The sequence below is a fragment of the Pseudomonas viridiflava genome (assembly GCF_900602065.1).
Classification (GTDB): Bacteria; Pseudomonadota; Gammaproteobacteria; order Pseudomonadales; family Pseudomonadaceae; genus Aquipseudomonas.
Genome location: NZ_UWFN01000275.1, coordinates 1 through 281, shown reverse-complemented (window position 1 = coordinate 281; position 281 = coordinate 1). Strand labels below are relative to the sequence as shown.

Genomic DNA, 281 nt, shown 5'->3' with positions numbered 1-281 from the left:
CTGAGAGAGAAATTCACGCAGATCGAGCATGGGCTCAGCGAAGGCTTTCTGTCGGTTGGAGACATCGTCCAGTATCCGCATACGCTGCGCGATCAGATTGTCGGTCATGACAGCTTTGCCCTGAGCATCTTCGACTCGAGCATGCCGCGCCAACCCTTGATGAATATCGGTAATGAAGAAGGCCGCAATTTGCCACCGCCTGCGGCTGGTGGGCAGGATCAGGGCTTTCACGCGCTGGAGGCCAGCGAAGGTCACGAGCTGCTGGTGGGCTACAAGAACAT

At 56.9% G+C, this 281-nt stretch carries 1 pseudogene; it reads left to right on the top strand.

The features are described 5' to 3' along the window. Positions 1-281, top strand: a pseudogene (locus EE949_RS29865) (heavy metal sensor histidine kinase); the annotation flags it as partial.